Origin of the sequence: Rhodococcus sp. 05-2254-2 (genome assembly GCF_002259095.1) — a bacterium.
Lineage (GTDB): Bacteria > Actinomycetota > Actinomycetes > Mycobacteriales > Mycobacteriaceae > Rhodococcoides.
On the sequence record NZ_NOZJ01000001.1, the window covers coordinates 586,013 to 609,305 of the forward strand.

The following is a 23,293-nucleotide window of genomic DNA, read 5'->3' on the forward strand; positions in this document are numbered from 1 at the left end:
CGCTCCACAACTGTAGTGACGACCGGTGGCGGATGACGTCACGAGAGTAATTGTTCCTGGCATACTGCGATCGTGTCGGAAATTGTGCGGGTGACCGCGTCGGATATCGCGTCGGCCGAGGAGCTGCTGGAGCCGGTCATGCGCCGGACCCCCGTGGTGGCCTCGCGAATTCTGTCGGACCTGACCGGCCACGAGGTGCGGCTCAAGTGCGAGAACCTGCAGCGCACCGGATCGTTCAAGCCGCGCGGGGCGTACAACCGCATCGCCCGGCTCGACGGCGAGCAGCGCGCCCGCGGTGTCGTCGCGGCCAGCGCGGGCAATCACGCTCAGGGTGTCGCGTGGGCCGCCTCGCAGGTGGGGATCGACTCGACGGTGTTCATGCCGGTAGGCGTGTCGCTACCGAAGCTCGTCGCCACCAAGGCCTACGGCGCGACTGTTCATCTGGTGGGTAACACGGTGGACGAGGCGCTGAAGTCGGCGAGGGAATTCGCCGAACGCACCGGTGCCACTCTCATTCATCCGTTCGACCACCTCGACATCGTCGCGGGGCAGGCGACGTTGGGTACCGAACTGCTGCAGCAGATGCCGGACGTCGGCACCATCGTGATCCCCACCGGCGGCGGGGGACTGTTGGCCGGTGTGGCCGCGGCGGTCAAGCTGACCAAGCCCGGTATCAGGATCGTCGGCGTGCAGGCCGAGGGTGCTGCCGCGTGGCCTGCATCGCTGAAGGCGGGGCATCCGATCGCGTTGACGTCGATGTCGACGATGGCCGACGGCATCGCGATCGGCCTGCCCGGATCGGTGCCGTTCGATCACGTGCAGGCATGGGTCGACGACGTGGTGACCGTCAGCGAGGATGCGTTGTCGCGGGCGTTGGTGCTGTGCATCGAACGCGCGAAACTGATCGTGGAACCGGCCGGGGCGGCAGCGGTGGCAGCGCTGATGACGCATTCCGCGGACGAGCTCGGATTGACCGGTTCGGTGTGTGCCGTCCTCTCCGGCGGAAACATCGATCCGCTGCTGCTCACCCACGTCATCACTCATGGTCTCCGGGCCGGTGGGCGCTATCTCGCTGTGCGCGTGACGATTTCGGACAAGCCGGGCGGACTCACCGGGGTGCTCGGCGTGGTGCGCGACGCCGGTGCCAGCGTTGTCGACGTCGTCCACTCCCGTACGGGCGGACGCCTGGGGCTCGAAGAGGTCGACGTGATGTTGACCGTCGAGACCCGCGGACCGGACCACCGCGGCTCGGTGCTCGATGCCCTCGGTGCGGCCGGATACGCCGTGCACGTGGAGAACTGACCTGCTGGTCGACACAACCGATTCAACGCCGCAGACTTCGACGGATCACCTGGCCGATATACGAACCTGCACGACGCACGTGGAAAAGCGCCGGGGTCCAATGACTTCGGCGTATTGCTGTGTTCACGGCCCGCTGCAGTTCTGTGTCGGTGACACCGGCATCGTGCATCGCCGCGAGTGAGGTTCTCAGGTAGCCGCGATCGCGGCTTCTCATGTGCATTCGAGCCACAGCGCGCACATCCATGGTTTCGGGGAAAGTCGTGCACCGTGCACCCGCGGCCGCCAGCCCGATCTGTGTGCGAACGCATTTGGCACATCGGCCGCAATTGAATTCCCCGTCGAGGTTCTCCCAGCAGACCCGCAAATGGTTCATCGCGGTCCGGTTCTCGCCGATTCGACGAATTTTGCCCAAACGGTGCAGATCGAGTTCGTGATGCTCGAAGGCGACCGAGCTACTCGACCACAACGGGTCGAGGTCGGGATGAGAGCCCCACGGTGCGAGTTCCTCGCGGCAGTTCGAGGACGGGATGATGACGGTGCTCAGGTGCTGCGACAACGCCAGGCCGACGTGCGCCAACGCGGCACCGTGGAAGTCGTATCCCCAATCGAGAGGCAGTCGGTCGGCGAAGGCCGACCTGATCGTGGTCTTCACCTCGATCAACGGCTTTCCCAATTCCGCCGCCGACTCTCGAGCTCCGGCCAAAGCTCTGGCCGCCAAACTTTCGTCGCCGATACCGATATCGAAACCGTGCACGAAGATCAGGTGGGTCATGCGGTCGGATTCCATGATTGCCGAGTAGAAGCTGTCGACGCCCCCGCTGAAGAAGCAACCCACTCCCGTCGCGCCGGTGGCGACGCCGCCGGGTTCCGCCGCCATCGATACCTCTCGAAAACGCTTGGGATACCAGTCCAGGAAGATCTTCTGAGCCTCGGACGCACCTCGAAGTGCGGTCGAATCCACGGGGCCGTCGAAAGATAAATCCCACCCTTTGCGCATACCGGCGGTCAGGAGCGGAGGAAGCCAGGGAGTGGAGGAATGGTCCAGCGAGTAATTCGACTCGGTTCTCACTCGCACTTCGACACCCGATGGTGTCGTTATTCGCGCGGCAATGGAATCAGCACCGGTGTCGTCGACATGCACCTTCATCGGGCTGATCATCGGGCTGAGTGTGCCACAGCGAAGGTTGTCCGGGCCGGATTCGTATCGTCGGGCCCGCTCGGGCCCGACTGGTACCTTGATCAGCGACTTGGACCAGGACATCGGTGGGAGATATTTGCATGGCTCGGCTCGTCGCGATCGTCTCCGCAGTCCTGGGAATCCTGCTGACGATCGCGATACCGCTGTTGCCGATCGAGCAGCAACAGTCCTCCCTGACGTGGCCGCAGTCGGACACGATCGCCAGTGTCGAGGCTCCGCTCGTCGGATACACCCCGATCAGCGTCGACGCGACGGTCCCGTGTGCTGCCGCGAATCTGTTGCCCGACGGCGGGCTGTTGCTGTCCACCTCGCCCGAGGGATCGCCCGACGCCTATCGCTACGGTCTCGTCGCCGAGGTCACGGGTGGTGAGGCATCGCAACTGAAAGTGACGTTGCGTGATTCCGTCCTCCTCGAGGAGCCGATCGCGGAGCTGAGCTCTTCGACTGCTGGCGACTGCGCATTGACGATCACCTCGAACGGCACAGCGACCACCGTCGGGCTGACCGGTGCCGACACCGTCACTCGCGAGGGTGACGAGCGGCCTCAGCTGGTGGGCGTGTTCAGCGATCTTCAGGGCAACATTCCAGGTCTGTTGCTGCAGGCCGAGCTGGACAGTCGATTCTCGTCGACCCCGAGCGCGCTGAAGTGGTTCGCGATGATCGTCGGTGTACTCGCCACGGGCATCTCGCTGGTGGCACTGCACCGCCTCGACCTGTCCGACGGCCGACGTGCCCGACGGTTCCTGCCGCGTCGCTGGTGGACGTTCGGCGGTGCCGATGCGGTGGTGATCGGGACGCTGCTGGTGTGGCACATGATCGGCGCGAACACCTCCGACGACGGCTATCAGTTGGGCATGGCGCGTACGGCCGATCACGCCGGGTACATGGCCAACTACTTCCGTTACTTCGGTGTGCCCGAGACACCGTTCGGAACGCCGCTGTACGACATGTTCGGAATCATGTCGCACGTCTCGACGGCCAGTGTCTGGATGCGCCTGCCGACGCTGATCTGCGCGGTCGTGGCGTGGCTCGTCATCAGCCGCGAGGTGATTCCGCGGTTCGGGGCTGCTGCTCGCGCCTCGAAGACTGCCCTGTGGACGGGCGGGCTGGTGCTGCTCGCGTTCTGGCTGCCGTACAACAACGGCCTGCGCCCGGAGCCGTTCGTGGCACTCGGAGTACTGCTGACATGGTGTTCGGTGGAGCGCTCGATCGCGACCCGCAGGTTGCTGCCCGCGGCCGCGGCGATACTCATCGCTGCGTTGACGGTCACCCACGGACCCTCCGGTTTCATCTGCTTCGCACCGCTGATCGCCGGAGCCAGGCCGGTGCTGCAGATCGTCGTCGCTCGGGCCCGGCAGTTCGGTAGCACGGCCTTGGGCGCGGCGACGTTGCTCGCCCCGCTGGTCGCGTCGGGCACGGTGGTTCTGGTGTTCGCATTCGGCAACCAGACCGTGGCCGGCATGCTCGAGATGCAGCGGGTGCACAACGCGGCCGGGCCGAGTCAGGCCTGGTTCGACGAGTACCTGCGCTACCAGTGGCTGATGAACATGGACATCGACGGCTCGCTCGCGCGCCGCTTCGGAGTGTTCGTGATGATCGTCTCGCTGATCGCGGTCGTCGTCGCCATGCTGCGCAAGGGCGGCAAGATCCCCGGTACCGCAACGGGACCGGCTCGGCGGATCGTCGGCATCACCGTCGGGGCTATGGCATTGATGATGATCACCCCCACCAAGTGGACCCACCACTTCGGGGTCTTCGCCGGACTCGCCGCATCGGTTGCGGTGCTCGCAGCCGTGGCGACCGGCGCGGCGGTACTGCGATCGCGGCGCAACCGACTGCTGTTCGCCGCGTCGGTCTCGTTCGTGATGGCCGTCGCGTTCACCGGAACCAACGGGTACTGGTACGTCTCTGCCTGGGGAGTTCCGTTCTGGGACAAGCCGATCCTCGTTGCCGGTCTCGGCATCTCGACCATGTTCCTCGGCCTGACCCTGCTGCTGTTGCTCGCAGCCGTCTGGTTCCATCTCCGCGCGCCGTACGTGCGCACCGACAAACCGATGGCGCGATGGTGGTCGGTGCCGCCGATCGCTGTCGGGGCAGCACTGATGGTGCTGGTGGCCGTCGCGTCGATGGCCAAGGGTGCTGTGGCGCAGTGGCCGTCGTACTCGGTCGCGAAATCGAATCTCTCGGCGCTTGCCGGCGACACGTGCGGCCTCGCCAACGACGTGTTGCTCGAGACGAACCCCAATGCCGATGTGCTGCAACCGGTCACCGGGGATGCCTTCGCTGCGCTCGGCGAAGAGAACGACGGGTTCACCCCCGACGGTGTGGCGGGCGACCTCACCGCAGACAAGGAGTCCTCGGCGTCGGGCACCTCGAACACCGTCGACACCGACGAGCAGCAGCAGCCGACGTCGACCACCGGGGCCGGAACCGGCGGTAGCGCACTGCCGTTCGGATTGGATCCGGCCACCGTGCCGGTGCTCGGTTCGTTCGGGTCCGATGACAACGCCACGCTGACGACCGGGTGGTATGCACTGCCTGCCGATCCCGGCGACCTGATCTCGATCGCCGCTGCCGGACGCATCCGCTCGGTGGACTCCGACGGCATCGTCACGTACGGGCAGAGCCTCGAACTCGAGTACGGAGTCGACGGGCAGGCGCAGGGGCGGGTGACCCCCATCGACATCGGCCCGACGCCGTCGTGGCGCAACCTGCGTGTGCCGATGGATCGGATTCCGGCCGGTGCCAACACGATTCGGCTCGTGGTTGCCGACAACGATCGAGATTCCGACCAGTGGTTGGCGATCACCCCGCCGCGGGTTCCGCGAACCCAGACGTTGAACGAGGTCGTCGGCCGCGACGCTCCGGTGATGCTGGACTGGGAGGTCGGCTTCAACTTCCCCTGCCAGCATCCGTTCGATCACCGCCTCGGGGTTGCCGAAGTTCCGCAGTACCGGGTGCTGCCGGACCGCAGCGGTGCCGTCATCACCAACGCGTGGCAGGACCACTTCGGCGGTGGGCCGCTCGGGTGGATCGACATCGTCGCCTCCGCCCGCACCATCCCGTCGTATCTCGACGGCGACTGGGACCGCGACTGGGGGTCGATCGAGCAGTACATCCCGTACGACGAAACGGCGCAGGCGGCGCAGATCACAGCAGAAGAGGTCCAGCGTTCGGGTCTGTGGACGCCCGGTCCGATCAAGACCGGTTAATCTCTACGCGTTCGGAAGTCCTTACACCGACCAGTAGAGAAACGGGGAGAGGGCCATGGCGAACGCTATAGAAGTAGAGGACCTCGTACTTCGGTACGGCAAGAACGTCGCGCTCGACGGGATCGATTTCACCGTTCCCGAGGGCACGGTACTGGGTGTGCTCGGCCCCAACGGCGCGGGAAAGACCACGGCGGTCCGTATTCTCGCCACCTTGCTGCAAGCGACATCCGGCTCGGCCCGAATCTTCGGGCTCGACGTGGCGACGCAGGCCAACGAGGTGCGCCGCACGATCGGGCTGACCGGTCAGTTCGCGGCCGTGGACGAGTACCTGACCGGGTACGAGAATCTCGAGATGGTCGGCCGACTGTTCGGCCTACGCAAGGCCGAGGCCAAGAAGCGGGCCGACGAACTGCTCGCGCGATTCGATCTGGAGTACGCACGCGACCGGACGGCCAAGCAGTACTCGGGAGGTATGCGTCGGCGACTCGACATCGCGGCCAGCCTGATCGGTCGACCACGGGTGGTGTTCCTCGACGAGCCGACCACCGGGCTCGATCCACGTAGTCGAATCACCATGTGGGAGTTCATCGCAGATCTCGTTCGCGACGGCACGACCATTCTGCTGACCACTCAGTACTTGGAGGAGGCCGACCGGTTGGCCGATTCGATCATCGTGCTGAACAAGGGCAAGATCATCGCGCGTGGCACGGCCGACGAGCTCAAGGCCCAAACCGGCGGCGAGCGAGTCGAATTCGTGTTGACCGATCGGTCCCAGGCCGAGCGAGCGATGCAGATCCTCGCTCCGATCGGCGTCGAGCCACCCACCCTCGACGATCAGGTGGGCCGGATCGTCATGCCCGTCAACGGGGGATCGAAGGACCTGTCCACGGCGCTGGCCCAGCTGGAGGACAACGGAATCGGAGTGGTCGACGTCGGTCTGCGGCGGCCGAACCTCGACGATGTGTTCCTGAGTCTGACCGGTCAGACCACCGGCGAACCCGAGACGGCGGAGGAAGAGAAATGAGCAACGTTCTTCTGGATTCCGCGATCATCACCAAGCGAAATCTGATCAAGCTCAAGCGAGTTCCAGACCTACTGTTCTTCGCGACGCTCTCGCCGATCATGTTCGTTCTGCTGTTCGCGTACGTCTTCGGCAGTGCGATCGACGTCCCCGGAATCGACTACAAGAGCTTCCTGATGGGCGGCATCTTCGTACAGACGATGATCTTCGGTGCCTCGCTCACAGGGTCGTCGCTGGCCGAGGATCTGCAGAAGGGCGTGATGGATCGGTTCCGGTCGTTGCCGATGGCACGATCGGCAGTGGTGATCGGGCGGACCGCAGCAGATGTGGGCAACAACCTCGTCACCATCACGATCATGTCGCTCACCGGACTCCTCGTGGGGTGGCGCATCACGTCCTCGTTCTTCGATGCTCTGCTGGGGTACGTGCTGCTGCTGTTGTTCGCGTACTCGATCTCGTGGGTGATGGCCCTGGTTGGTCTGATCGTGCGGTCGCCCGAGATCTTCAACAACGCGTCGTTCATCGTGATCTTTCCGTTGACGTTCATCGCCAACACCTTCGTCCCGATCGACAACTTCCCCGCCGTGCTCAAGACGATCGCGGAGTGGAATCCGATCTCGTCGGTGACGTTGGCGGTGCGAGAGCAGTTCGGCAACACCAACCCGATGGCACCGCCGCCGGAGGTGTGGCCACTGCAGAACCCCGTGCTCTACACCCTGATCTGGGTCGTGTTGATGCTCGTGGTGTTCGTGCCGCTGTCGGTGCGCAAGTACCAGAAGACGATGACCGCCTGACATCCACGCAGAGAAGCACCCCCGGTCGCTCGGCGACCGGGGGTGCTTTCATGTCTTCTCGTGAGCAGGCCTAGGTGTGGTACGGCTCCGCGCTGACGAGGGTGACCTTCATGGTCTTGCCGTTGGGCAACGTGTACTCGCGGGTGTCGCCGACCTTGGCGTCGATGAGCGATCCGCCCAGAGGTGACGCGGGGGAGTACACCTCGAGCTTGTTGTCGCGGGCACCCTCTTCGCGGGTGGCGATCAGGAACGTCTCGGTATCGGACTCGTCGCCGTCGTAGTAGACCTTGACGACCGAGCCGGGCAGAGCGACGCCGGACTGGGTGGGTGCCTCGCCGACCTTCGCGTTGTTGAGCAGCTCCTGCAGCTGGCGGATACGTGCTTCCTGCTGGCCCTGCTCTTCGCGCGCAGCGTGGTAGCCGCCGTTCTCCTTCAGATCGCCCTCTTCGCGACGCTCGTTGATCTCGGCGGCGATGACGGGGCGATTGGAAATGAGCTGGTCGAGTTCGCTCTTGAGCCTGTCGTGTGATTCCTGGGTAAGCCAGGTCACCTGGGTCTCGGTCATCTCGATCACTCCCTCGTAGTCGGAATCTCGAGCTCGGATTCCGGTTTCTGAGCAGGTAGGGCACGCAACGAACAGGGGACTCCAATGGTTGGATCCCCTTGGTCGGCCCACATCCTGGAGCCGTCGTCATCGTTCGCAGGTGAACCCTGCCCGCAATGCAGCAATACACGGCACCTTCTGCGGTGGCCGTGTATGACCCGACCTTACCACGAACAGGCAGTTCGCCTATCGGGCTCGTAAATATTCGGGAACATCGAGGGTGCAGCCGTAGACGTCGCCGACGGCAGGGGCGGCCGACGTCGTCACCTCGGTGGTCATCTCCACGGTGGTGGACGCCGACTCCGGTGGGATGTACACCTCGCGCCTGCCGGTCTCGGAGCCGTCGCGCGAGCGAGCGCGGACGATGCAGACAGCGGGCTGCTCGGGATCTTGCCGGGTGACGCTGAACCTGATCGACATCGTGTCCTCGTCGACGATGTCGAACGAGAGCTGACTGCCCTCGATCGGTTTGACCGAGAACTTGCTGTACGCGTAGTAGGCCACGCCCAGCCCGACCAGCAGGACCAGAGCCACCAGTGCGATCTTCGTCGCACGTTTGGGGGCCTGTCGAATACCGCTCGGGCCTGAACCCGACGGGTATCTACCTGCGGGAAGTGCGTTGGTCATGGCCGCTCTCGGGATCGATTCGGGGGTGCCGCTGGGGGCCTGTCGGCGTCAGATGGAACTATAGGGGCAGGCAAGAATCAGGCGAATCCGAGGTGAGGAAGAACGTGTCCGGACTGCGGCTCATGGCAGTGCATGCCCATCCCGACGACGAATCCAGCAAAGGCGCTGCGACAACGGCTCGCTACGCGGCCGAAGGACACGATGTTCTGGTCGTCACCCTGACCGGTGGCGAGCGGGGAGACATCCTCAATCCGGCGATGGACATTCCGGGCGTGCACGAGCGTATCCACGAGGTTCGGCGTGAGGAGATGGCCGAGGCCGCCCGAGTGCTGGGCGTGCAGCAGACGTGGCTCGGGTTCGAGGACTCCGGGTTGCCCGAGGGCGATCCGCTCCCGCCGCTTCCCGACGGCTGTTTCGCGTTGGTCCCGTTGGAGGTCTCGACCGAGGCGCTGGTGAAGGTGGTTCGCGAGTTCAAGCCGCACGTCATCACCACGTACGACGAACGCGGCGGGTACCCGCACCCGGACCACATCCGGTGCCACGAGGTCTCGATGGCGGCATGGGAGGCAGCGGGCGATCCCGAACGCTTCCCCGACGCCGGTGAGCCCTGGACTCCGCTCAAGCTGTACTACTCGCACGGCTTCATTCGTAAGCGCATGCAGCTGTTCCACGACTGGTTCATCGACCGCGGTGAGGAGAGCCCGTTCGTGGACTGGCTGAAGCGGTGGGACGGCCAGCGCGACGAGATCATCGGCCGCATCACCACTCAGGTCACCGTCGGTGACTGGTTCGAGCAGCGCGACGACGCCCTACGCGCACACGCGACGCAGATCGATCCCAACGGCTCGTTCTTCGCCGTGCCGCTGGACGTGCAGCGCAAGCTGTGGCCCACCGAAGAGTTCGAGCTGGCCCGCACTCGGGTCACGACGTCGCTGCCCGAGACGGACCTGTTCGCCGGAATAGAAGAGACCGACAAATGATCGTTTCGATCCTCGCCCAGCAGCCGACCGGTCCCGAATTCGGTAAGTCCTCGCCCATCGGTCTGGTGATCCTGGTCGCGCTGTTGGTCGGAACGGCACTGCTGATCTGGTCCATGAACAAGAAGATCAAGCGTCTGCCCGCCACCTTCGAGCAGGAGGATCCGACGTTGGATCAGGCTCTCGACGAGGGCACCGATCGCGGCGGGTTGGCAGATCCGTTTCCGCCGGATCAGAACCGAACCAAACCCGTCGTCTCCGACGAGCCCTGATGCTCGACGCCAATGCCCTGGGTGAGTCCACCAGCCCGTATCTGAAGCAACATGCGGACAACCCGGTGCACTGGCAGCAGTGGGGACCGCAGGCACTGCAGTCCGCTCGCGATCGCGATGTTCCGATCCTGCTGTCGATCGGATACTCGGCGTGCCACTGGTGCCATGTCATGGCACACGAGTCGTTCGAGGACGAGGCGACCGCGTCGCTGATGAACGAGCATTTCGTGTGCATCAAGGTCGATCGCGAGGAACGACCCGACCTGGACGCGGTGTACATGAACGCCACCGTCGCGATGACCGGCCAGGGCGGGTGGCCGATGACGTGTTTCCTGACCCCCGACACCGAACCGTTCTACTGCGGTACCTACTTCCCGCCGGCTCCGCGTCAGGGAATGCCGTCGTTCCAGCAGTTGCTCACCGCGATCGCCGACACCTGGTCGACGCGGCGACAGGAGGTGTTCGACGCCTCCGCCGACATCGTCACCGAACTTCGCAAACACAGCGCAGGCGTGCCCGCAGGCGGTCGCCCGATCGACGCCGATGCATTGGCGGCCTCGGTCTCCGCGATCTGCGCCGACGAGGACACCCTCTACGGCGGCTTCGGCCGAGCACCGAAGTTCCCGCCCGGCGCGCTGCTCGAAGGGCTGCTTCGGCACTACGAACGCACCGGCGACACCGAGGTTCTCGGCGTCGTGCGCCGAACCGCGTCGGCCATGGCCCGCGGGGGTATCTACGACCAGCTGGGCGGGGGATTCGCGCGCTACTCCGTCGATGCCGAGTGGATCGTCCCGCACTTCGAGAAGATGCTCTACGACAACGCCCTGCTGTTGCGGTTCTACGCGCACGCAGCGCGAGTCGACGACGATGCGCTCGCCCGGCGGGTGGCGTCGGACACCGCGGAGTTCATGCTGCGTGAATTACGCACGGCCAACGGCTGTTTCGCGTCGGCACTCGATGCCGACACCGAGGGCATCGAGGGTCTGACGTATGCGTGGACTCCGGAGCAACTGACCGAGACACTCGGCTTCGAGGACGGTGTGTGGGCAGCAGGGCTGTTCGCGGTGAACTCGGCAGGCACGTTCGAGGCCGGCATGTCGGTCTTGCAGCTGCCCGCCGAACCCGAGGACTACGACCGGTTCGCCCGAGTGCGCAGCACGTTGTTCGCCGCTCGCGCGACTCGGCCGCAACCGGGCCGCGACGACAAGGTCGTCACCGCGTGGAACGGGTTGGCGATCACGGCGTTGGTCGAGGCCGGGACCGGGTTGGGACAACCGCGATGGGTCGACGCGGCAGTCGAGTGCGGCGAGCAACTGTTCGCCGGCCACGTCGAGTCGGGCCGAGTCCGCCGCGCCTCGCTCGGCACTGCAGTCGGGGAGGCCACGGGTGTGCTCGAGGACTACGCGGCTCTCGCCGTCGCGGCGGCAGCGTTGTTCCAGGCCACCGGAGACACGGTCTGGACCGAGCGCATGACGTCGATCGTCGATGCCGCGATCGACCACTTCGCGGACTCGGACGACGTCGGCGCGTGGTTCGACACCGCCGACGATGCCGAGACTCTCGTGACCCGGCCTCGTGACCCGATCGACGGGGCCACCCCGTCGGGCGCGTCGACGATGGCCGAGGCGCTGCTCACCGCAGCGGCGTTGGTCGATCACACGTCCTCGGCGCGATACGGCGAACTGGCGGCTGCGTCGCTGGCGCGATCGGCCTCGATTCTCGAACGAGCACCCAGGTCCGGTGGCCACTGGCTGGCGGTCGCGGAAGCGTCCGTTCGCGGTCCCATTCAGGTCGCGGTGTCGACGGCACCGGGCGGCGACCTGCTCTCGGTCGTCCGGGCTCTGGCTCCCGGCGGTTCCGTGGTGGTCGCAGGCGTGACGGATTCGTCGGTGCTGCTGACCGACCGTCCACCGGTCGACGGCCTCGAAACGGCGTACGTGTGTCGTGGCTTCGTGTGCGACCGTCCTGTGACCTCTGCCGAAGAATTGCCGTTCGCGCTGCGGAGTTGACCACGCTCGTCGATGCTTCGACGGAGCAACAGTACTGTTGCCGGGAGTTTCCTCGGCCTGGGGCGGTCGAGCGTCTACCAATGGATCGACGGTGTCATGAGCGAAGGTGTCATGAATGAGGGTGTGCTGCGTGCGGACACCGTGCACGAGGCTGTGACCGACGACCAGCGCGCTGCTGTCGCCCAGTTCGTGGCCGCGGTTCCGATGGCGGCCATGGTGCACTCGATGCACTACGAGGTGGTCGGGGCCAACACCCTGTGCGAGGGCGTGCTCGGGTGCGCCGTGGACGACATGATCGGCCGACCCGTTGCAGATTTCGTGCCGCTCGGGGATCGCGCGTCGGCGACGCGTATCGCGGTCCAACTCGAGCACCGCTACCCCGAGGCAGGCTCCACCGACCACGGTCGACCGATCGGAGCCTTGCGTCGAGTGCGGCGCGTCGACGGGGAGGTCGTCTCCTGCTGGATGCACGTCGGAATCTCGACGATCGCCGGGCGACGGTTCATCGTCGCACTGCTGGACCTGGTCAATCCCGTCGTCGACGACACCGTTCACTGGCGCGATCGCGCCGAGCGCGACGAGCTGACCGGATTGCTACGACGAGGTCCTCTGCTCGCCCACGTCGACGAATGGATCGCCGAGGATCTGCCGGTTGCCCTGGCCTTCGTCGACGTCGATCGGTTGAAATCGATCAACGACGCGCACGGTCACCCGGCAGGTGACGCCGTGCTCGAGGCAGCGGGCCGTCGACTGCACCAGTGGTCGCCGCGCGGGAGCGTCGTCGGCCGATACGCAGGAGACGAATTCGTGTTCGCGGTGACGTTCGACGGGTCGACGGGCCTCGACACCGCCGAAGTCACCGAATCGGTGCGGTCGGCGATCTGCGGCGAGCCGGTGCCGTTCGGATCGAATCTGCTCGGGGTATCGGTGAGCGTGGGCGTCGCAGTGCGTGAGCCGGGGGAGCCGAGAGACCGGCTGATTCAGCGCGCCGACGCACTGATGTATCGAGACAAGGCATCCCGAACCACCTGAGGTCGATCAGAACAGTACGAGCCAGACGGCAACCAGGTGGCAGGTTGCCGCCAATACCGTTGCCGCGTGGAAGAACTCGTGATGGCCGAAGGTCGTCGGCCATGGATTCGGCCACTTGGTGGCGTACAGCACGGCTCCGATGCTGTAGAAGACTCCGCCCACGAGCAGCAAGACGAACGGCGCGTAGCCGACATGGTCGATCAGCGTGGGTGCGACCGGGACGATCGCCCAGCCGAGGAGCAGGTACAGCGGTACCCCGACCCAGCGGGGAGCGGTGGGCCACAACATCTTCAGGGCCACCCCGGCGAGAGCCCCGGCCCATACGACGACGAGCAACGTGCGTCCGGTCGAGCCGGGGAGACCGAGCACGGCGAACGGGGTGTAGCTCCCCGCGATGAACAGGAAGATCATCGAATGGTCGGCGCGCTTCATCCAGATCTGCGACGCCGTGGTCTTCCAGTGCACGCGGTGGTAAGTGGCACTGACCCCGAACACGCCGCAGACGGTGATGGAATACACGCTCACGGCCACACCCGCACTGACCGAGACCATGCTGAACGCGAGCGTGACGAGAGTGATCGCGCACACCACCGCCACGCCGAACGCGTACAGGTGAATCCAGCCGCGCATACGCGGTTTGACGGGTATCTCGTCGAGTCCGAACATCGTCATGTCGATTGCCTCCCGTGTCGCCGCCTTGAACCTACGCAACCGTAGGTTCTGACGCTACTGTACCGGCGACCGCCTCGCAGACGTCGGCGTAAGGTGATCCTTCGTGGTGATGAGAGCAGCGGTGACGGGGCAGTGGTGACGAAGCAGTGGTGATCATTCCGCAGAAGGTCCGCGGCGTTCTCTACAACGTGTACGAGCGGCGTCTGCTGAGCCAGCTCGAAGGCGTGCAGCACCCGCGGCACGTTGCGGTGATGTGCGACGGCAATCGCCGCTGGGCTCGCGAGAACGGGTTCACCGACGTCGCGCACGGGCACCGCATGGGCGCACTGAAGATCGCCGAGATGCTCGGCTGGTGTGACGCAGCCGGAATCGAGATGGCGACCATCTACCTGCTCTCCACCGAGAATCTCCGCCGCGACGCCGACGAACTGGATTCTCTCCTCGACATCATCACCGACGTCGTCGAGGAGATCTGCGGACCCGAGATGAACTGGGGCGTCAAACTCGTCGGCACCCTCGATCTGCTGCCCGCGTCGACCGCGCGTCGACTCAAGGAAGCGGCTGCGCTCACCGAGGGACGGTCGGGAACACACGTCAACGTTGCCGTCGGATACGGCGGTCGGCAGGAAATCGCCGACGCCGTGCAGTCCCTGGTGACCGAGAAGATCGCCGAGGGCGTCAGCGGCGACGAACTGGTGGCCTCCATCAACGTCGACGAGATCGGTAGCCATCTCTACACCTCCGGCCAACCCGATCCGGACCTCGTCATCCGCACCTCGGGCGAACAGCGACTCTCCGGCTTCCTGCTGTGGCAGAGCGCCTACTCGGAAATCTGGTTCACCGAGGCCTACTGGCCCGAATTCCGACGCGTCGACTTCCTGCGGGCGCTGCGTGACTTCGCGGCCAGACACCGTCGGTTCGGTATCTGAGCTCTACAACTTACGAAGCCGCAGCCGGTTGATCGCATGGTCGTTGTCCTTGCGCAGCACCATGGTCGCTCGCGGTCGCGTCGGCAGGATGTTCTCCACCAGATTCGGCAGGTTGATCGAATGCCACAGATCCTCGGCCGCGATCTGCGCGTGGTCGTCGGACAGGCCTGCGTAGTGGTGGAAGTGCGAGGACGGGTCGGTGAACGACGTCTTGCGCAACGCGAGAAAGCGTTTGACGTACCAGCTCTCGATGTCCTCTATTCGCGCGTCGACGTAGATCGAGAAGTCGAACAGATCCGAGACCATCAACCGTGGTCCGGTCTGTAATACGTTGAGCCCCTCCACGATCAGGATGTCGGGCTGCCGGACCATGTGGTACTGGCCCTTGACGATGTCGTACGAGACGTGCGAATAGACCGGTGCGCCCACCTCTTCGGTCCCTGACTTGACCTCGGTGACGAATCTGAGCAGCTTGCGCCGGTCGTAGCTCTCGGGAAATCCTTTGCGGTGCAGTATGCCTCGACGCATCAGTTCGGCCGTCGGGTACAGGAATCCGTCGGTGGTGACCAGATCGACCCGCGGATGGTGGTCCCACCTGGCCAGGAGCGCCTGCAGCACACGGGCCGTCGTCGACTTTCCGACGGCGACGCTCCCCGCGACACCGATGACGAACGGGACCTGACGGTCGGGGTGCTTCTCGCCGAGGAACGTCGCGGTCGCGGCGAACAGCCGTTGCCTGGCCGCGACCTGGAGGTGAATCAGTCGTGCCAGCGGTAGGTAGACCTCGGCCACCTCGTCGAGATCGATCTGTTCGCCCAGACCACGCAGACCGACGAGTTCTTCCTCGGTCAGTACCAACGGCGTGGATTGACGCAGCGTGCGCCACTGCACACGGTCGAACTCGACGTACGGACTGGACTCGCTCACGCACGACTCCGACCAAAATCGTTCCGCAGGCTCCACTCTTGCCACATCGGAGCTGCAGAGGGTTCGGCTGAGCTCCTGTCGAGCGCGAGTCGCATGGTTCCAGATTGTGCTCGGTGCCGGTCGATCGCGCACGGGCGGGGTCGTTCGCCGTACTAGGGTTCGGTTATGGATGCTTCTACCCTGGTTCGCGAATACCTGTTGCTGGGCCTGAGTTTCGACCGGCTCGAAGACGGATTCGTCGACGCGTACACCGGCGATCCCGAGTTGCGTCGTATCACCGAGAACGCCCCGGCCCCCGAGCCGCGTGAGCTGATCCGTCGAGCACAGACACTGCGCACCGAGCTCGGCAACGTCGATCTGACACCCGAGCGCACGACGTTCCTCGACGTCCACCTGCGGGCACTCGAATGCTCGGCGCGCAAGTTCGCAGGCGAGGACATCGGCTTCGTCGACGAGGTCCACGCCTACTTCGACGTCCGAATCTCCGCCGGTGATCAGGACCAGTACCTGCAGGCACACCGCAAGATGGACGAGGTTCTCGCCGGTCCCGGGTCGCTCGGCGAACGGTTGATCGCGCATCGCCGTGCCGACGTCATTCCGGCCGACCGACTGCAGGACTGCGTCGAGGCGTTCTCGTCCGCGCTGCGCGACCGCGTCCGCGCCGAATACACGCTGCCCGACACCGAGAAGGTCACCTACGAGGTCGTCGGCGACAAGCCGTGGTCCGGATTCAACTACTACCTCGGCGATTTCCAGTCCACCGTCGCCATCAACTCCGACATCGAGCAGCAGATGGCCAATCTGCCGCACCTGATCGCGCACGAGTCCTACCCGGGTCACCACACCGAACACTGCCGCAAGGAGACCGGACTGGTCGGTGCGGGCCAACTCGAGCAGACACTGTTCGTGGTGAACACCCCGCAGTGCCTGATGGCCGAGGGGTTGGCCGATCACGCGCTCGGTGCCGTCGTCGGCGAAGGCTGGGGCCTGTGGGCTCAGGAGATCTACGCCGATCTGGGGCTGCGATTCGACGGCGAGAAGGCCGAGCGTCTCGCGGCCGCGTCGAGCCGGCTGTTGGGGGTGCGGCAGGACGCCGCGTTGCTGCTGCACGATCAGCACAAGAGCGAGGACGACGTGGCCGCCTACCTGGAGCGATGGTCGTTGGCATCGCCGCAGCGCGCCCGGCACAGCCTGCGGTTTCTGTCCTCCCCGCTCTGGCGGGCGTACATCAGCACCTACGTCGAGGGTTACAAGCTGCTCGCCGGCTGGCTGGACCGAGGTGAGACGGCCAGTGAGCGCGCGCAACTGTTCGGCAGGCTGCTCGACGAGCCACTGACACCCGGTGCACTGCGCGTCTCGTAAACTGGCCTGGCCCCCTTTATTCTGCTGTCCCTTGGAGACTCCTGTTATGACTGACGTCAACAACCTGTCACTGGCCGAACTCGATCCCGAGGTCGCCGAAGCGATGGCCGGTGAGCTGGGGCGTCAGCGCGACACGCTGGAGATGATCGCCTCGGAGAACTTCGTTCCCCGCGCGGTGCTGCAGGCCCAGGGCAGCGTCCTGACCAACAAGTACGCCGAGGGCTACCCCGGCCGCCGCTACTACGGCGGCTGCGAGCACGTCGACATCGTCGAGGATCTCGCGCGCAACCGCGCCAAGGAACTCTTCGGTGCCGAGTTCGCGAACGTGCAGCCGCACGCCGGAGCACAGGCCAACGCCGCGGTCCTGATGGCACTGATCAACCCGGGCGACAAGATCATGGGCCTCGACCTCGCGCACGGTGGCCACCTCACGCACGGCATGAAGCTCAACTTCTCGGGCAAGCTCTACGAGGTCGAGTCCTACGGGGTGTCGAAGGAAGACCACCGGATCGACATGGACGAGGTGCGCAAGCAGGCCATCGCCGCCAAGCCTCAGGTGCTCATCGCCGGTTGGTCGGCCTACCCGCGTCACCAGGACTTCGCCGCGTTCCGCTCCATCGCCGACGAAGTGGGCGCACTGCTCTGGGTCGACATGGCGCACTTCGCCGGACTCGTCGCCGCAGGCGTGCACCCCTCACCCGTGCCGTACGCGGACGTCGTCTCCTCCACCGTGCACAAGACCCTCGGCGGACCCCGCTCCGGCATCATCCTGGCCAAGAAGGAATGGGCCAAGAAGCTCAACTCCGCAGTGTTCCCCGGCCAGCAGGGCGGCCCGCTGATGCATGCCATCGCCGCCAAGGCCGTTGCGTTCAAGATCGCTGCGACGCCCGAGTTCAAGGAACGCCAGGAGCGCACCCTCCTCGGTGCATCGCTGCTCGCCGAGCGTCTCACCGGTGCCGACGTCGCAGACAAGGGTGTATCGGTCCTCACCGGCGGCACCGACGTGCACCTCGCACTGGTGGACCTACGCAACTCGGAAATGGACGGCCAGCAGGCCGAGGATCTCCTGCACGAGGTCGGCATCACCGTCAACCGCAACGCAGTGCCCTTCGACCCGCGCCCGCCGATGGTCACCTCCGGTCTGCGCATCGGCACCGGCGCACTGGCAACTCGCGGATTCGGCGAAGCCGAGTTCACCGAGGTCGCAGACATCATCGCCACCGCCCTGGCCACCGGTGAAGCCAGCGATTCCCTCAAGGACCGCGTCGTGAAACTGGCACAGAGCAAGCCACTCTACGAGGGCCTCGAAGACTGGGGACTGCTCGGCTGACGCTGGGCTCTTCTGCAGATTCGCCCACCCGGTCCGCGTGCGCCCTCGCCCGCGTGCACCCTTGTTTGCGTCAATGGACCATTGCAGTGCTCAGACGTCTGCAGTGGTCCATCCACACCGGCCGCCGATCTGCGTGAATGGACCATTGCAGCGCTCAGACGTATGCAGTGGTCCATTCACCCAACCTCGGTGGATCAATGTGGCTTTCAGTCGATCCGAGTGCAAGGAAGTCGCATTGATTCACCCCGGGGGAGGGCACTTTCGGCACCGGTCGGCCGGCGACCTGGGGCGATGTCGACGTAACGCGTTGTTCACCGACACGCCAGACTTCCAGCGAGCCGATACCCGATTTCGGCGGTACCGTCGGCAGTAACAGGCAGCGGGGAAGCTACCTGTGCGGGAGGTTCTGATACGTGACTGAGCTAGTGAGCGCGAGAGGGCCGGTACCCGGTCCTCGTGTCACCTGACACATCGGACCCGACCGGCCGAGCGACAGAGTTTGCGCGGTGCCGCGCAGACGTAGGAGCCCCACGTGACCACTTCACGCTCCGTTTCCGCCCCTCTTCGGACATTCGTGCTCGACACCTCGGTCCTGCTGTCGGACCCCTGGGCAGTCATCCGATTCGCCGAGCACAATGTGGTACTCCCGCTGATCGTCATCAGCGAGTTGGAGGGCAAACGCCACCATCACGAACTGGGATGGTTCGCGCGGGAATCCTTGCGCATGCTCGACGACCTGCGCGTAGAATTCGGTCGACTCGACCAGCCGGTTCCCATCGGAACCTCCGGTGGCACACTGCAAGTCGAGCTCAATCACACCGATCCTTCGGTTCTTCCCGTCGGATTCCGCACCGACTCCAACGATTCTCGTATCCTCGCCTGCGCCCTGAATCTGGCGGCCGAGGGCAAGGACGTGGTGTTGGTCAGCAAAGACATTCCGTTGCGCGTCAAGGCCGGTGCTGTCGGTCTCCCCGCCGACGAATACCACGCTCACGACGTCGTTCCCTCCGGTTGGACCGGCATGACCGAGCTCGACGTACCGTCCGATGCGGTCGACACGCTGTTCAACGACGGTGTCATCGACCTGGCGGAGGCGCGAGACCTGCCGTGCCACACCGGAGTTCGACTGCTTGCCGGACGGCAGAGTGCGCTGGGGCGCGTCACGCCGGACAAGCAGATCCAACTCGTTCGCGGTGAGCGTGAGGCGTTCGGTCTGCACGGTCGTTCGGCGGAACAGCGCGTGGCGCTGGATCTTCTGCTCGACGAGAGCATCGGCATCGTCTCGCTCGGCGGAAAGGCAGGCACCGGTAAGTCCGCTCTGGCGCTGACCGCCGGACTCGAGGCCGTTCTCGAACGTCGCTCGCATCGGAAAGTCGTTGTCTTCCGGCCTCTCTACGCCGTCGGCGGCCAGGAGCTCGGCTACCTCCCCGGTAGCGAGAGCGAGAAGATGGGCCCCTGGGGTCAGGCGGTATTCGACACCCTCGAAGGGCTCGCGAGCCCGGAGGTGATGGAGGAGGTCATCGCCCGCGGAATGCTGGAAGTGTTGCCGCTGACGCACATTCGTGGTCGATCGCTGCACGACTCCTTCGTCATCGTCGACGAGGCACAGTCACTCGAGCGCAACGTGCTGCTGACGGTTCTGTCCCGGCTGGGTTCGGGCTCACGCGTCGTACTCACCCACGACGTCGCTCAGCGAGACAACCTCCGCGTCGGACGTCACGACGGCGTTGCCGCAGTGATCGAAAAGCTCAAGGGACACCCACTTTTCGCGCACATCACCCTCACCCGCAGCGAGCGTTCACCGATCGCTGCACTGGTGACGGAAATGCTCGAAGAGTTCGGCCCGTCGGGAGCCTGACCCCCCTCGTGAGCGTGGAGCCTGCGGGTCGTTCCGCAGGCTCCACTCCTGCCTCGTAGCCCACTACGAGGTTCCGCTCACCTGGGTCACCGGCCCACGGCGACCCGGAAGATGCCTCGCACAACGCCTTTCAGGAAGTCGACGGTGTCGAAGTAGTCCCGCCACACGGCTATTCTGCCGTCGCGCATCTCGAAGGTTCCGCACACCCAGAACTCGATTCGGAGTCGCCGCCAGATCAGGACGTCGGTGCGCTCGGTGAGCACGACATTCCCGTCGGCCGCGATGTTGTGCACGATCACGTCGAAGCCGAACGCAGGTCTGGCCAGCATCGCCATGAACTTGCCCACGTTCGCGCGGCCGCGCACCTTGGGCAACCCGACGTTGTGCCAGACGATGCGGTTGTCGAGCAGAGACATCGCGCGATCGGTGTCTCGACTTCGCAACGCGTCGAACAGATCCAGCACGGTCTCGGTTGCCTGCTGTGTCTCGGTCATTTCGTGAACCGCCCCAATCCATCGCCGTCGAAGAACTCGAGCGTCAGCGTATTCGCGTCGAACGTCGCTTGGGAAATGGTTCCGTCGGGCGCGTTCTCGCCGGTCGGCTCGAACGTGAACGTGTCACCGTCCCAGGGCGACAACTCGTACGACGTCGAGTTCGGTCCGAGGGACAACAGCAGCTCACCGTTGACCTCCGCCACCGTCGCCGGCCCCCAGTAACTGTTCTGGTACACCCCGGTGTACGACGCGAGAGGTTGTGGCGCTGTGGGATTCGCGGGAGCGGTCTTGCCCGCGAGCTCGCCTTCCGGTTCGCTCATGCCGGCGAACGCATTCTTGTACAGCGTTCGCCAGTCCTCCCGCACCTCACCGAACTGAACGAGGTCTGCGAACTCGGCGGTCACCGTTTCGGCGATACCGAGGGGCGCGGCGTTGGTCAGTACGACGATGGCGACGTCGAGCGACGGAATCCACAGGAAGTTGGTGCCTGCCCCGAGCGCGAACGCTCCCGAGTGGCTCACCGTCGTGCGGCCGGCCGCACTGGTGGAGACGTTGAATCCGTACCCGTAGTAGCCGGAGCGTGAGTCCGGCGTCGCCGACGGGCTCGACACGATCTGCGCACTGACGGCGGGCAGGAGGGCGTCGGGATCGACGATCTCTCGTCCGTCGTGAGTACCGTCGGCCACCAGCATCGTCAGCCACTTCGCGAGATCGTTCACCGAAGAGCTGACGCCACCGGCCGGGGTCTGTGCATCGGGTTCCCGCTGATACTTCGCCTGATACTCGCCGTCGACGAGAACGTGAGGTACGGCCCGGTCGGCCCGCGCGATGTAGTCCGCGAACGACGAGCTGGTCGAGGTCATGCCGAGCGGGCCGTAGATCGTGTCCTGGCTGAGGGTGTCCCAGTCCTTGCCCGACGCCGCAGCGACGGCCTCGGCCGCGGCCGTGATTCCGAAGTTGGTGTAGTGGTACGTCGACCGGAACGGGTCGAGGGGCACCTCCCTGAGGCGTTCGAGAACCTGGCGCCGGTCGTAGCCGAGGTCCTCGAGCAGATCACCGGCATGCTCGGGAAGCCCGCTTCGGTGGGCGTAGAAGTCTCCGACCGTGATGTTCTCCGTCACCCAGGGATCGTCGAGCGCGAACCACGGCAGCTGCGAGACCACCGGCGTAGACCAGTCGACCACGCCCGCTCCCACCTGGGACGCGATGACCGTCGCACCGACCGATTTCGACAGCGAGGCCAACTGGAACACCGAGTCGCCGTCGACGGGGTCGTTCTCACCCACCTCGCGAACGCCGAAGCCCTTCGAGTAGACGACGTCCGAGCCGTGCACGACGGCAATGGCCATACCGGGAATGTTCGACGACGCCATCAACTCCTCGGCGATGCCGTCGAGCTTGCCGACCGCCTCGTCGACGCGGCCGGTCGGAACATCGACGCCTGCAACCTGACCGGGGGAGAGGTCGCTGGGCGGCGCGGGCTCCGATGTCGGCGGGCTTTCTGCGGCGGGTGTGTCGTTCGAGCACCCGACCAGCACGACCATCGAGCACACGACAGCAAGACACAGAAAATTTCGCCCCGACCGCATCATGAGGAGTCCTCACGTCGATGACTGGATGCACCTGAGAATAGACCCGCAACGACCTGGCGTTAGGAGAATTCACAATGGTCAGGGGCACGGCGTCGGGCGCTCGGGCGTAGGCGCTACGGTTACCGCATGTCTACGAACCTGTCCGACGGTGATCTGCTGGTCCGTTTGGAGCCCGCGGTCGAAGAGAATCTACGACGCCACATCGAGGCAGCCAGCGACTGGCATCCCCACGATCTCGCGCCGTTCGACGAGGGCAAGAACTTCGCGTTCCTCGGCGGCGAGGACTGGACGCCGGAGCAGTCGCACCTCAGTGATGTCGAAATCCTGTCCGCAACGGTCGGCGTGTTGGTGGCCGACAACCTGCCCGCGTACCACCGCGAATTGGCCCACGCCCTCACCGGTCTCGGAGCCTGGTGGAAGTGGACCGGCCGATGGACGTCGGAGGAGAACCGACAGTCGATCGTGTTGCGCAACTTCCTGGTGCTGACCCGCGCTGTCGATCCGGTCGCCCTCGAGCGCGTTCGGATGGAACACATGACGCTGGGATACGACGCCCCCAGCCAGCATCTGCTCGACATTCTCGCGCATTTCGCCATCGAGGAAGCCGCAGCCTCGCTGCGTAACCGCAACACCATCGCCCTCGGCAAGGATCCGGTGCTCGCCACCATCCTCGGCCGGATCGCCGACGACGACGCGCTGCAGTCGGCATTCTTCGCCAGCATCCTCGACGAGGCATTCGCCGTGGTGCCCGATCAGGCCGCTCGCGCCATCGCGGACCGGATCAACGGCTTCAAGATTCCCGAGGTCGACCTCCCGGACCGTGGCAGCAGCACCGCCGCGCTCGCCGAAGCCGGAATCTACGACGCCGACCAGGAACGCGACAAGGTGTTCAAGCCGCTGCTCGCAGGCTGGAAGATCTTCGACCGCACCGATCTGGGCGAGGACGGCCTGAAGGCACGCGAGGAACTCGCACACCTCGCCTGAGGTTCGGCCCTTTTCGAACGAACCCGCCCCCGGTTGGGATCAATGCGACTTTGTTGCAGTCAGAGTGACTGAAACCCACATTGATCCCACCGGGGGC

At 65.1% G+C, this 23,293-nt stretch carries 20 protein-coding genes; 13 read left to right on the forward strand and 7 right to left on the reverse strand.

Annotation, left to right across the window (positions count from 1 at the left end):
* Positions 1 to 138: 138 nt before the first annotated feature.
* Positions 139 to 1,302, forward strand: coding sequence for a threonine ammonia-lyase (gene ilvA / locus CH283_RS02980; protein ID WP_217901089.1), 1,164 nt, complete (start codon positions 139 to 141; stop codon positions 1,300 to 1,302).
* A gap of 22 nt (positions 1,303 to 1,324) precedes the next feature.
* On the opposite strand, the gene CH283_RS02985 is transcribed toward ilvA, so the two are convergent.
* Positions 1,325 to 2,461, reverse strand: a complete 1,137-nt coding sequence (locus tag CH283_RS02985) for a hypothetical protein (protein ID WP_176460390.1) — start codon at positions 2,459 to 2,461, stop codon at positions 1,325 to 1,327.
* 119 nt (positions 2,462 to 2,580) lie between these two features.
* On the opposite strand from CH283_RS02985, the gene CH283_RS02990 reads away from it, so the two are divergent.
* Genes CH283_RS02990 through CH283_RS03000 form a run of 3 tightly spaced genes read left to right on the forward strand, consistent with a single transcriptional unit; the run spans position 2,581 to position 7,527 of the window.
* A complete protein-coding gene (locus CH283_RS02990; RefSeq protein ID WP_094641176.1) occupies positions 2,581 to 5,712 on the forward strand; it encodes an arabinosyltransferase domain-containing protein in 3,132 nt (1,043 codons plus the stop codon).
* Between the two features lie 55 nt (positions 5,713 to 5,767).
* Positions 5,768 to 6,736 carry an ATP-binding cassette domain-containing protein gene (locus CH283_RS02995; protein ID WP_094641177.1) on the forward strand — a complete coding sequence of 323 codons (969 nt, stop codon included), beginning with the start codon at positions 5,768 to 5,770 and terminating at the stop codon, positions 6,734 to 6,736.
* Positions 6,733 to 7,527: an ABC transporter permease gene (locus CH283_RS03000; protein WP_068052814.1), complete on the forward strand. Its 795-nt coding sequence runs from the start codon at positions 6,733 to 6,735 to the stop codon at positions 7,525 to 7,527. The genes CH283_RS02995 and CH283_RS03000 overlap by 4 nt, the downstream gene beginning before the upstream one ends.
* Before the next feature lie 70 nt (positions 7,528 to 7,597).
* On the opposite strand, the gene greA is transcribed toward CH283_RS03000, so the two are convergent.
* Together greA and CH283_RS03010 are read right to left on the reverse strand one after the other, a co-directional pair.
* Positions 7,598 to 8,092 carry a transcription elongation factor GreA gene (gene greA / locus CH283_RS03005; protein WP_032394210.1) on the reverse strand — a complete coding sequence of 165 codons (495 nt, stop codon included), beginning with the start codon at positions 8,090 to 8,092 and terminating at the stop codon, positions 7,598 to 7,600.
* Between the two features lie 225 nt (positions 8,093 to 8,317).
* Entirely contained in the window at positions 8,318 to 8,758 is a 441-nt protein-coding gene (locus CH283_RS03010; protein WP_068052817.1) for a DUF4307 domain-containing protein, read from the reverse strand.
* A 104-nt stretch (positions 8,759 to 8,862) separates the two neighbouring features.
* Between CH283_RS03010 and mca the strand changes: the two genes are divergently transcribed.
* The 4 genes from mca to CH283_RS03030 all read left to right on the forward strand — a co-directional run bounded on the left by mca (position 8,863) and on the right by CH283_RS03030 (position 13,048).
* A complete protein-coding gene (gene mca, locus CH283_RS03015) occupies positions 8,863 to 9,738 on the forward strand; it encodes a mycothiol conjugate amidase Mca (RefSeq protein WP_176460389.1) in 876 nt (291 codons plus the stop codon).
* Positions 9,735 to 10,007 (forward strand): hypothetical protein, encoded by a 273-nt coding sequence (locus CH283_RS03020; protein WP_094641178.1) that lies wholly within the window; start codon positions 9,735 to 9,737, stop codon positions 10,005 to 10,007. Before mca ends, CH283_RS03020 begins: the two co-directional genes overlap by 4 nt.
* Positions 10,007 to 12,016: a thioredoxin domain-containing protein gene (locus CH283_RS03025; protein WP_094641179.1), complete on the forward strand. Its 2,010-nt coding sequence runs from the start codon at positions 10,007 to 10,009 to the stop codon at positions 12,014 to 12,016. Before CH283_RS03020 ends, CH283_RS03025 begins: the two co-directional genes overlap by 1 nt.
* Positions 12,017 to 12,112: 96 nt before the next feature.
* Entirely contained in the window at positions 12,113 to 13,048 is a 936-nt protein-coding gene (locus tag CH283_RS03030) for a diguanylate cyclase (RefSeq protein ID WP_176460388.1), read from the forward strand.
* A gap of 6 nt (positions 13,049 to 13,054) precedes the next feature.
* Here the strand turns inward: CH283_RS03030 and trhA are convergent, their stop codons facing one another.
* Positions 13,055 to 13,720 carry a PAQR family membrane homeostasis protein TrhA gene (trhA, locus tag CH283_RS03035; protein ID WP_068052828.1) on the reverse strand — a complete coding sequence of 222 codons (666 nt, stop codon included), beginning with the start codon at positions 13,718 to 13,720 and terminating at the stop codon, positions 13,055 to 13,057.
* Between the two features lie 146 nt (positions 13,721 to 13,866).
* On the opposite strand from trhA, the gene CH283_RS03040 reads away from it, so the two are divergent.
* Complete coding sequence (locus CH283_RS03040; protein ID WP_037191390.1) at positions 13,867 to 14,649, forward strand: isoprenyl transferase; 783 nt, start codon at positions 13,867 to 13,869, stop codon at positions 14,647 to 14,649.
* A gap of 3 nt (positions 14,650 to 14,652) precedes the next feature.
* Here CH283_RS03040 and coaA read toward each other — a convergent pair whose 3' ends face one another.
* Positions 14,653 to 15,576, reverse strand: a complete 924-nt coding sequence (gene coaA / locus CH283_RS03045; RefSeq protein WP_037191653.1) for a type I pantothenate kinase — start codon at positions 15,574 to 15,576, stop codon at positions 14,653 to 14,655.
* Between the two features lie 165 nt (positions 15,577 to 15,741).
* On the opposite strand from coaA, the gene CH283_RS03050 reads away from it, so the two are divergent.
* From CH283_RS03050 to CH283_RS03060, 3 genes are all read left to right on the forward strand, one after another.
* Positions 15,742 to 16,938: a DUF885 domain-containing protein gene (locus CH283_RS03050; RefSeq protein WP_094641181.1), complete on the forward strand. Its 1,197-nt coding sequence runs from the start codon at positions 15,742 to 15,744 to the stop codon at positions 16,936 to 16,938.
* Positions 16,939 to 16,984: 46 nt separating this feature from the next.
* Positions 16,985 to 18,268 (forward strand): serine hydroxymethyltransferase, encoded by a 1,284-nt coding sequence (glyA, locus tag CH283_RS03055; RefSeq protein WP_037191396.1) that lies wholly within the window; start codon positions 16,985 to 16,987, stop codon positions 18,266 to 18,268.
* A 532-nt stretch (positions 18,269 to 18,800) separates the two neighbouring features.
* A complete protein-coding gene (locus CH283_RS03060; protein WP_170945933.1) occupies positions 18,801 to 20,126 on the forward strand; it encodes a PhoH family protein in 1,326 nt (441 codons plus the stop codon).
* 86 nt (positions 20,127 to 20,212) lie between these two features.
* Here the strand turns inward: CH283_RS03060 and CH283_RS03065 are convergent, their stop codons facing one another.
* Complete coding sequence (locus tag CH283_RS03065) at positions 20,213 to 20,620, reverse strand: limonene-1,2-epoxide hydrolase family protein (RefSeq protein WP_176460387.1); 408 nt, start codon at positions 20,618 to 20,620, stop codon at positions 20,213 to 20,215.
* Positions 20,617 to 22,209 (reverse strand): serine hydrolase, encoded by a 1,593-nt coding sequence (locus tag CH283_RS03070; protein WP_094641524.1) that lies wholly within the window; start codon positions 22,207 to 22,209, stop codon positions 20,617 to 20,619. The genes CH283_RS03065 and CH283_RS03070 overlap by 4 nt, the downstream gene beginning before the upstream one ends.
* A gap of 129 nt (positions 22,210 to 22,338) precedes the next feature.
* Here CH283_RS03070 and CH283_RS03075 point away from each other — a divergent pair, with 129 nt between their 5' ends.
* Positions 22,339 to 23,196, forward strand: a complete 858-nt coding sequence (locus tag CH283_RS03075; protein WP_068052840.1) for an acyl-ACP desaturase — start codon at positions 22,339 to 22,341, stop codon at positions 23,194 to 23,196.
* Positions 23,197 to 23,293 lie beyond the last annotated feature (97 nt).

Coding starts and splice junctions, on each gene's coding strand:
- CH283_RS03030 (WP_176460388.1), top strand. CDS start 12,113: ATGAGCGAAGGTGTCATGAATGAGGGTGTGCTGCGTGCGGACACCGTG.
- CH283_RS03050 (WP_094641181.1), top strand. CDS start 15,742: ATGGATGCTTCTACCCTGGTTCGCGAATACCTGTTGCTGGGCCTGAGT.
- CH283_RS03020 (WP_094641178.1), top strand. CDS start 9,735: ATGATCGTTTCGATCCTCGCCCAGCAGCCGACCGGTCCCGAATTCGGT.
- CH283_RS03000 (WP_068052814.1), top strand. CDS start 6,733: ATGAGCAACGTTCTTCTGGATTCCGCGATCATCACCAAGCGAAATCTG.
- CH283_RS03070 (WP_094641524.1), bottom strand. CDS start 22,209: ATGCGGTCGGGGCGAAATTTTCTGTGTCTTGCTGTCGTGTGCTCGATG.
- CH283_RS03075 (WP_068052840.1), top strand. CDS start 22,339: ATGTCTACGAACCTGTCCGACGGTGATCTGCTGGTCCGTTTGGAGCCC.
- CH283_RS02995 (WP_094641177.1), top strand. CDS start 5,768: ATGGCGAACGCTATAGAAGTAGAGGACCTCGTACTTCGGTACGGCAAG.
- ilvA (WP_217901089.1), top strand. CDS start 139: ATGCGCCGGACCCCCGTGGTGGCCTCGCGAATTCTGTCGGACCTGACC.
- glyA (WP_037191396.1), top strand. CDS start 16,985: ATGACTGACGTCAACAACCTGTCACTGGCCGAACTCGATCCCGAGGTC.
- CH283_RS03025 (WP_094641179.1), top strand. CDS start 10,007: ATGCTCGACGCCAATGCCCTGGGTGAGTCCACCAGCCCGTATCTGAAG.
- CH283_RS02990 (WP_094641176.1), top strand. CDS start 2,581: ATGGCTCGGCTCGTCGCGATCGTCTCCGCAGTCCTGGGAATCCTGCTG.
- greA (WP_032394210.1), bottom strand. CDS start 8,092: ATGACCGAGACCCAGGTGACCTGGCTTACCCAGGAATCACACGACAGG.
- trhA (WP_068052828.1), bottom strand. CDS start 13,720: ATGACGATGTTCGGACTCGACGAGATACCCGTCAAACCGCGTATGCGC.
- CH283_RS03065 (WP_176460387.1), bottom strand. CDS start 20,620: ATGACCGAGACACAGCAGGCAACCGAGACCGTGCTGGATCTGTTCGAC.
- CH283_RS03010 (WP_068052817.1), bottom strand. CDS start 8,758: ATGACCAACGCACTTCCCGCAGGTAGATACCCGTCGGGTTCAGGCCCG.
- CH283_RS02985 (WP_176460390.1), bottom strand. CDS start 2,461: ATGATCAGCCCGATGAAGGTGCATGTCGACGACACCGGTGCTGATTCC.